Below are 6,924 nucleotides of genomic sequence, written 5' to 3'. Positions count from 1 at the left end.
CACCATCCCGAACCCCGACCGTCCCGGCGGCGTTCTCATTCCTCAACTAAATCCCAACCGCCTGCCTGGTCTCTTTATTGACAAAGCCATAGCGATATGCTAGAGTGAAATTGAATATTACCAGAGGAAAGGAGCCGGTTATTGACAGTGCAGAACACTGCCGATCACAGTGCTCTTTTCTTTAAATAGCAGATATACATAGGGTTTCCGGGCCGTGCTTTGAGGCAGGGCAGGCAGAAGATAAAGAAGACGGGGGAGACAGGATGCGGAATGCATTTAACGATATACTAATCGATTGTCCGGTTATTGCGGCGGTCAAGGATGATGAGGGGCTTAAGAAGTGCCTTGAATCAGAAAGTCAGATAGTGTTTATTCTTTATGGGGATCTGATCAGGATTCCCCAGATGGTGAAGATGATAAAGGATGCCGGGAAGCTGGCGATGGTACATATCGATCTGGTCGCGGGCCTTTCCGGCAAAGAAGTGGCGGTGGACTTTATAAAACAGGAGACAATGGCGGATGGAATCATTTCCACCAAGATGGCGATTGTCAAGCGTGCGAAGGAGCTGGGATTAGTTACGGTGTTCCGTTTCTTCGTCATTGATTCCATGGCTTTTGACAATATCAGGAAACAGTACCATGCCGTGCAGCCTGATGTGGTGGAAATTCTTCCGGGGCTGATGCCGAAGATCATCACGAAAGTGTCAAAACTCGTTTCATGTCCCGTCATTGCAGGCGGGCTGATTGCGGACAAAGCCGATATCATCGGGGCAATCGAAGCGGGGGCCACGGCCATCTCTTCCACCAATCAAAAGACCTGGTTTATCTGACCAATGTCCGGCCGCTCCGGAAAAAAATACGGGGAGGATTATTTTATGGCAGGCTATGTAATGGCGCTGGATGCAGGGACAACCAGCAACAGATGTATTCTTTTTAACGAAAAAGGGGAGATATGCAGCTCGGCTCAGAAAGAGTTCCGGCAGTATTTTCCAAAACCGGGCTGGGTTGAGCACGATGCGAACGAAATCTGGTCCACACAGCTTGGCGTGGCGGTTGAAGCCATGTCAAAAATCGGGGCCGAGGCGTCCGACATCGCGGCCATCGGAATTACAAACCAGAGGGAGACGACAATCGTCTGGGATAAGAACACGGGAGAGCCGGTATATCACGCCATCGTATGGCAGTGCCGCAGAACCTCCGAATACTGTGATTCCCTGAAGGAAAAAGGACTGACGGAGAGCTTCCGCCAGAAGACGGGACTTGTCATCGACGCCTATTTTTCAGGAACCAAGCTCAAATGGATTCTGGACAACGTGGAAGGAACCAGGGAGAGGGCGGAGCGCGGAGAACTGCTCTTCGGTACCGTGGAGACCTGGCTGATCTGGAAACTCACACGCGGCAAAGTCCATGTGACCGATTATTCCAATGCGTCGAGAACCATGCTTTTCAATATCAGGACGCTTCAGTGGGATGATGAGATCCTGGCAGAACTGAATATTCCAAAGTGCATGCTTCCGGAGGTAAAACCGTCCAGCTTCGTTTACGGGGAGGCGGATCCCCAGTTCTTCGGCGGTCCGATCCCGATAGGAGGAGCCGCGGGAGATCAGCAGGCCGCTCTGTTCGGACAGACGTGTTTCAAACCGGGAGAGGCTAAAAATACATACGGAACAGGCTGTTTTATGCTGATGAATACCGGGGAACAGCCGGTTTATTCAAAGAACGGGCTTGTTACGACAATTGCCTGGGGAATTGACGGCAAGGTGAATTATGCCCTGGAGGGCTCTATCTTTGTGGCGGGCGCCGCGATCCAGTGGCTGCGCGACGAGATGAGGCTCATCGATTCTTCGGCCGACTCGGAGTATATGGCAGGCAAGGTGAAAGATACCAACGGCTGTTATGTGGTTCCGGCATTCACCGGTCTGGGTGCCCCTCACTGGGATCAGTATGCGCGGGGCACGATTGTAGGAATTACGCGCGGCGTCAACAAATATCACATTATCAGGGCGACGCTGGAATCCCTGGCTTACCAGACGAATGATGTCCTTCAGGCGATGAAAGCGGATTCCGGTATCGAGCTGACCTCCCTCAAGGTGGATGGAGGAGCCAGCGCCAACAATCTGCTGATGCAGATGCAGTCCGACATCATTCAGGCTCCGGTCAGGCGTCCGCGGTGCGTGGAGACAACGGCCATGGGAGCCGCCTATCTGGCGGGTCTGGCGGTAGGCTACTGGGAGAGCACGGAAGACGTCATGAGAAACTGGGCCATCGACTGCATATTCGAACCGGGGATTGGCAAAGAGGAGCGGGAAACCAGGGTCCGCGGCTGGAATAAGGCGGTAAAATGCGCTTATAACTGGGCCAAGGAAGACTAATATCCTTAAAAAAAGTTGAATAGATATAACTAAGACAGGGCGGCCGGATACAATGGCCGCCCTGTCCGCATCCGAAAGACATAGGGCATATCTGTAAGTAATTCACATTAAAGGCAAATTCTGACAAAAAAATGAATATTTCTGAAGATTTATTTACGATTTAACGGGCTCAACGGTGGACTTTTTAACTGAAATATGGTATTTTATATACAATAGATCAAATATAATCAGGCAGTGAAAAATGGAACTATACAGGCCTAAAACTTGTTGGCATAGGCGCCTGACGTGACACCAGACTTTACTTGCATAACAAGTAAAGTTTTTTTATTCTATTGGAATGTTTTTGAACTTTCCTATCGAATAAAAAATCTTTCCGGCGGGAGGATTCGTATCATTGCAGGACGGAGGAAATGAACGTGGCTACAAATAAAAGAATTCGCCTTGGAGATTTATTAGTTCAAAAAGGTCTTATTACAGAGGATCAACTGATGCGGGCGCTGAAGGAACAGCGGCTTCGCGGGACGAAACTGGGCGAGACGCTGATCAGTATGGGATTTGTCTCGGAGCTCGCCATTGTAAAGATACTCTGCGATCAGCTTCATATTGAATATGTGGAACTGCGCAATATGAAACTGGATGAGGCCGCAGTCTATACAATCAACGAGACGATAGCAAAGAAATATAACCTGATACCCATTGGTTTTGACAAAGACAACCCGAATATGCTTCGCGTCGCCATGTCGGATCCCATGGATTTTATGGCGATCGACGACATTGCCATTATTACCAACTTTAAAGTGCTCCCCGTTCTCAGCACCAGCAGCCAGATTGCATTTCAGATTGACCGGTATTTCGGCCGTCAGTCCGTCATCGCGGTTGCGGATCAGTATAAGAAGGAGCAGGGAAGGGACGAAGCCGTCCGGGATGCGGCCAAAGGAGAGGCATCCCTGACCGACACATCCCCGATTGTAGTGATGGTGCGTTCCATCATCGAGCAGGCCGTGCGCCAGAGAGCCAGTGATATCCACTTTGAGCCGATGAGGGAAGGAATCAGGATCCGTTTCAGAATTGATGGAAACCTGGTGGAGGCCATGAGCTACGATCTGTCGATTTATACGGCCATCATTGCCAGGCTCAAGATTATTTCCGGTATGGATATTTCAGAGAAGAGAAAACCGCAGGACGGCAGAACCACGCTGGAGATTGACCATGTGGAGTATGATGTCCGTGTTTCCTCGCTTCCCACTGTTTACGGTGAGAAGATTGTAATGCGCCTTACCAACAAGGAGAACCTGACAAGGGATAAGAAGCAACTTGGCTTAAACGACGAGGACATGAGACGTTTTGACCAGATGCTGGCGCATCCGCATGGAATTATCCTTGTAACAGGACCGACGGGAAGCGGTAAATCCACAACCCTGTATACGGCCCTCAGCGAGCTGAACAATGAGACCGTGAACATTGTCACGGTAGAAGACCCGGTCGAGGCCAATATAGACGGCGTTAACCAGATACAGGTAAACCCGAAGGCGGATATGACATTTGCGTCGGCGCTCCGTTCCATCCTCCGTCAGGACCCTGATATCATCATGATAGGAGAAATACGAGATCCCGAGACTGCGGAAATCGCGGTGCAGGCATCCATTACCGGCCATCTTGTGGCCAGTACTTTACATACCAACAGCACATCGGCCAGTATTGCCAGACTGTTGAATATGGGAATTGAACCATACCTGATTGCGGACGCCCTGGTGGGTGTTGTGGCACAGCGTCTTGTAAGAAAACTCTGCCGCTGCAAGAGAGGCAGGGAAGCAACTTCGGAAGAGAAGGAAAAACTGGGAGTGGACATAGATGAACCGCTGACGGTTTATGATCCGGTGGGATGCCAGCTTTGCAGCCAGACCGGATATTTCGGCAGAACCGCCGTTTATGAGATGATGCCCGTCACACCGGAACTGAGGTGGGCGATCACTAAGATGCAGCCGTCGTCGAAAATAAAAGAGATTGCACAGCAGCAAGGAATGGTTACTCTGAGAGGAAGCGCGGTGCGCCTTGTAAAAGAGGGCGTCACCTCGATCGACGAGATGAAGAAGATTGCCAGCGAGGAGGACTAACCGATGGATTTGACTGAACTTTTAGGAGAGGCGAAGAAGCTGGAAGCTTCGGATCTTCACATAACGGTAGGAGTGCCTCCCCAGGTCCGCGTCAACGGCGCCCTGATTGCGATGGAGGGTTATCCCAGACTGATGGGAAACGACACACAGGCCCTTGTCGAGAGTATCATGGGGGAGAGGCAGAAGAATATATTTGAAGAAAAGGGAGAGGTGGATTTCTCCTTTGGAATCCCGGCACTCGGACGTTTCCGTGTCAATGCGTTCCGCCAGAGAGGCACCACGGCGGCCGCATTCCGTCTCGTGAGTACCGAGGTTCCGTCCCCGGAGTCACTGGGACTTCCGCAGTCCGTCATTGATCTGTACCAGAAAAACAGCGGGCTGGTTCTCGTAACAGGCCCCACGGGAAGCGGAAAATCCACGACCCTGGCCTCAATTATCCAACGGATCAACGAGACAAGAAGAAACCATATTATCACATTGGAAGATCCGATCGAGTATCTGTACCGCCACAGTAAATCACTGGTGAACCAGAGGGAGATCGGCCTGGATACAAGAAGTTATGCGGCGGCGCTGCGCGCGGCCCTCAGGGAGGATCCGGACGTAATCCTGGTAGGAAAGATGAGGGATCTGGAGACTATCAGCACGGCTATTACGGCCGCTGAGACGGGCCATCTCGTTTTCTCCACCCTGCATACCATCGGCGCGGCATCGACGATAGACCGAATTATCGACGTGTTCCCTGCCGAGCAGAAGGACCAGATAAGGGTACAGCTCTCCATGGTTATGGAGGCCGTTATTTCCCAGAGACTGCTGCCAAAATCGGACGGAAGCGGCAGAACCGGTGTATTCGAAGTTATGCATGTGAATACGGCGGTCAGGAGCCTGATCCGGGATGGTAAGACGTATCAGATTCCAAGCATCATCCAGACAAACCGCAAGTCCGGCATGATCACGATGGACGACGCTCTCCTGGAGAAATACCGCGCCGGTATCATCAGCCGCAAGATGCTGGTCGATTACGCGGTGGATCCGGCGTCAATGGAAAAACGCCTGTTATACTAAGGAGGCGCTGAATGGCGAATTACCGTTATCACGTTATTACCCCGGCAGGGAAGGAAAAGAGAGGAAATATCACGGCGTCCGACAGGCCCCACGCAATGGCGGTCTTAAAGAACGACGGAAACACCGTTATTTCCATTGATCCTCCCAGCATCTGGGATAAAGAGTTTGAACTGCCGTTTTTAAATCCGGGTGTAAAACCCAGGGATATGAGTATTTTCTGCCGCCAGTTTGTCACACTGACCGAATCCGGCATCAGCATTGTGCGTGCGATGGAGATGCTGGAGGAGCAGACGGTCAACAAACTGCTCAAAGAAGCAATCCGTGAGACCAGAGCCTCCGTGGAAAAGGGAGACACACTGGCCGGGAGCATGCGGCATCACGAAAAAGTATTTCCTCCGATGTTCGTCAACCTGGTTCAGGCCGGAGAGGAAGCGGGAAAGCTGTCCCTGTCCTTTGAGAGGATGGCCTCCCACTATGAGAAGACGGCAAAACTCAACAATATCATTAAAAAAGCAATGATTTACCCGATTATTCTGTCGGTAGTGGCGCTGATTGTCATTATCGTCATGCTGGTCTATATCGTTCCAATGTACTCCGCGATGTTTGCGGATATGGATGCCGAGCTGCCTGCGATTACAAGGGCGGTTATGGGAATGAGTGATTTTGTGACCAGTTACTGGTATCTAATAATTATAGGCGTTTTTGCCGTGGTCATGGGACTGAGGGCATACGGAGGCACGGAGAGCGGCGATTATGTCTACTCTAATCTGGTGCTCAGAATCCCGCTGGTCGGAAAGCTGAAAAAGAAAACGGCCTGCGCCCAATTTTCCAGAAACCTGAGCACCTTACTCGGTGCAGGCGTGCCAATCATCGACGCCCTGGAAATCACGGCGAAAACAATGGACAATACCGTATACCGCCTGGCGGTCAGCGATGCCAGAGAACAGGTGGCCCGCGGAATTCAGCTCTCGGTGCCTCTGCGCGAGAGCGGTGTCTTTCCTTCTATGGTATATCACATGGTGGGAATCGGCGAGGAAACAGGCGGCCTTGACAATATGCTCGACAAGGTGGCGGAGTATTATGAGGAAGAGGTAACAGCCGCAACCGAGCAGGCGGCGGCCGCATTGGAACCGCTTGTTATTGTGTTTATGGCTTTTATTGTAATTGCCATTATTGCAGCCGTATTTACACCGATGCTTACTATGTACAGCAGTGTGGATAATTTGTAGGGCTGGGATGGCTGGAGGGAATTTTCTCTGGTTTTCACCGGCCTTGAAAAATCCGGAGCATGAATATGAAAAGGCAGTGGTTTTGTTAAAATGTCTTACGTATATTATTTATAAACAGTGCAAATCATTTGACGCAAACGATGTCGA

5 protein-coding genes are annotated in these 6,924 nt (G+C 51.0%); all 5 read left to right on the top strand.

Annotation, left to right across the window (positions count from 1 at the left end; all coding sequences use genetic code 11):
- The first annotated feature begins 263 nt into the window (after positions 1-263).
- The 5 genes from QZT18_RS09300 (at position 264) to QZT18_RS09280 (ending at position 6,777) form a co-directional block, all read left to right on the top strand.
- Positions 264-830: a glycerol-3-phosphate responsive antiterminator gene (locus tag QZT18_RS09300; RefSeq protein WP_125143768.1), complete on the top strand. Its 567-nt coding sequence runs from the start codon at positions 264-266 to the stop codon at positions 828-830.
- A gap of 45 nt (positions 831-875) precedes the next feature.
- Positions 876-2,372, top strand: a complete 1,497-nt coding sequence (gene glpK, locus QZT18_RS09295) for a glycerol kinase GlpK (protein ID WP_294146980.1) — start codon at positions 876-878, stop codon at positions 2,370-2,372.
- A 410-nt stretch (positions 2,373-2,782) separates the two neighbouring features.
- Positions 2,783-4,486 (top strand): GspE/PulE family protein, encoded by a 1,704-nt coding sequence (locus tag QZT18_RS09290; RefSeq protein WP_294146979.1) that lies wholly within the window; start codon positions 2,783-2,785, stop codon positions 4,484-4,486.
- 3 nt (positions 4,487-4,489) lie between these two features.
- Positions 4,490-5,548: a type IV pilus twitching motility protein PilT gene (locus QZT18_RS09285; protein ID WP_294146978.1), complete on the top strand. Its 1,059-nt coding sequence runs from the start codon at positions 4,490-4,492 to the stop codon at positions 5,546-5,548.
- A gap of 11 nt (positions 5,549-5,559) precedes the next feature.
- Complete coding sequence (locus QZT18_RS09280; protein ID WP_294146977.1) at positions 5,560-6,777, top strand: type II secretion system F family protein; 1,218 nt, start codon at positions 5,560-5,562, stop codon at positions 6,775-6,777.
- The last annotated feature ends 147 nt before the right edge of the window (positions 6,778-6,924 follow it).

Origin of the sequence: uncultured Clostridium sp. (assembly GCF_900547735.1) — a bacterium.
Taxonomy (GTDB): domain Bacteria; phylum Bacillota; class Clostridia; order Lachnospirales; family Lachnospiraceae; genus Otoolea.
Note: the sequence above shows the minus strand (reverse complement) of the source record. Positions and strands in the feature narration are given on the sequence as shown.